The sequence below is a fragment of the Ventosimonas gracilis genome, assembly GCF_001580025.1.
GTDB lineage: Bacteria > Pseudomonadota > Gammaproteobacteria > Pseudomonadales > Pseudomonadaceae > Ventosimonas > Ventosimonas gracilis.
The window spans coordinates 1-1,828 of sequence record NZ_LSZO01000115.1 but is presented as its reverse complement, the minus strand read 5'-3'; the positions used below and the strand labels follow the sequence as shown (position 1 = coordinate 1,828).

General features: G+C 56.7%; 3 protein-coding genes. All 3 read left to right on the top strand.

All coding sequences use genetic code 11. The features are described 5' to 3' along the window. Nucleotides 1-487: putative endonuclease domain-containing protein (locus AXE65_RS05325; RefSeq protein WP_068389123.1), on the top strand; the 487-nt coding region annotated here is incomplete at its 5' end. Nucleotides 488-816: 329 nt separating this feature from the next. After that, the gene (locus AXE65_RS05315) at nucleotides 817-1,095 is read left to right on the top strand and encodes a type II toxin-antitoxin system RelE/ParE family toxin (RefSeq protein WP_068389125.1); all 279 of its coding nucleotides are present in this window, start codon (nucleotides 817-819) and stop codon (nucleotides 1,093-1,095) included. Between the two features lie 15 nt (nucleotides 1,096-1,110). Then, nucleotides 1,111-1,404 (top strand): HigA family addiction module antitoxin, encoded by a 294-nt coding sequence (locus AXE65_RS05310; protein WP_068389111.1) that lies wholly within the window; start codon nucleotides 1,111-1,113, stop codon nucleotides 1,402-1,404. Nucleotides 1,405-1,828: the final 424 nt, after the last annotated feature.

Below are 1,828 nucleotides of genomic sequence, written 5' to 3'. Positions count from 1 at the left end.
TGCTACTGCCCCTGCTGCTCTTGCTGCACTATCGGCAACCCAAGCGAACAGCAGCGCTAGCAGCGGCAGCGCAGGCAGCGGCAGCGCCGCTGAGCAATCCCTTGCGCTGCAACTGCGCGCCGCGCGCATCCCCTTTGTCCGCGAATACCGCTTTGCCGCTATGGCAACAGGCGGCACCGGCAAAGGGCTGCGCGAGCGCCTCGCCAAGACTGGACTCAAAGATTGGCGCTTTGACTTCGCACTGCCCGCCTACAACCTCGCTATCGAGATCGAGGGCGGCTCATGGACGAACGGCAGGCACACGCGCGGCAAAGGTTTTAGCGAGGACCTGATCAAGTACGATGCCGCCATGCGCCTTGGCTTTAACGTCTACCGCTGCGATTCGCGCATGGTGCAATCAGGCCAGTCGCTGCAAACCGTGCAGGGGATTATTGAGCGTAGCGAGCGCCCAAAGCTCGAAAAACCGCCATTGCATGAACTGGACTAGTTTGTGCGATGGAGATGGGTTTTAGTCCAGTGGCAAACAGGACAGCCCGCAAACCCGCATCAAGCCGTAACCCTGCAAACCGTTGGGCAAGCTTGGGCACGGGCAAGTGCCTTGCGTCTATAGCTACACAGCCTACCCAAACCGCCCCGCCCGCCGCCGCTAGCCCTGATCAGCCCCAGCCCTACCAGCAACCTCACCAGGCCCGCATTGCCGAGCCGGAGGCTCATGTCGCCGCCATCAAGAGCAAAATGCAAAAATTGCCGCTTTAGTTGTTTCCGGAATTAGCCGCAAATATTGTAATCCGCAACGATACACGATACAATAAGCCCATGATTACAGGATTCCGACATAAAGGGCTTGAGGCCTTCTACCGCACCGGCACCACGAAGGGCATTCAGGCAACCCATGCGGCCAAACTGGGGCGCATCTTGGGCGCGCTTGATGTTGCCGCAGGGCCGAAAGACCTGAACTTTCCAGCCTTCCGACTTCATCCACTGAAAGGCGAATTGAAAGACTTTTGGTCAATCAGCGTGAACGGAAATTGGCGCGTGATCTTCTGTTTTGCCGGTGCTGATGTGGAGCTGGTCGATTACTTGGATTACCACTGATAAGGAGTGTAGAAAATGATGAAGACCCCCCCTCATCCCGGCGAGCTGCTGCGCGAGGATGTGATCGCCGAGCTGGGTCTATCCGTAACCGAGGCTGCCGAGCGCCTCGGTATGTCCCGCGTGGCCTTTTCGCGTGTCCTCAATGGCAGGGCTGCTGTCAGTCCTGATCTAGCCATCCGGCTTGAGCGGGCAGGTGTCAGCACGGCTCGCGCTTGGCTGGCCATGCAGACTAACTATGATTTGGCGCAGGCCATGAAGCACCCACAGCCGCCGGTACGCGCTCTGTTCGCGGCAGCTTCCCCTGCTTGATGCGCGTTTTGATGGCTTTGTACCTACGAAGCTACCGTCATAGACAAGACGCTTTATCGACCTTGAAACAAAAATTAGACGTGCTGGCGTGCTGATTAGTTTGATAGCAGCCTTGTCCCCAAATAACCTGAACTCGAACCGTTGATACGACGCTTGCCCGTGCCTTGGAGGGAGCGAGGGCGCAAACGCTGTTTTAGAAAGCGACCAAGCAACAAATGATACTACCGTTACCCCGTTACCTAGCAAGCACCAAGCGCAGCAATATAACCAAAGACAACAATGCATCAATTTTGTTTCATTTCATCCCAAAAACTTCGCCGAACCTCGTCGAAAACAAGGGAGGGGAGGGGCGAAAAGTTCCGGACACCGCCAGAAGCAACCTCACACGGTCCTTAACGTGCGCGAAGGTGAAAAATGGGGAGGG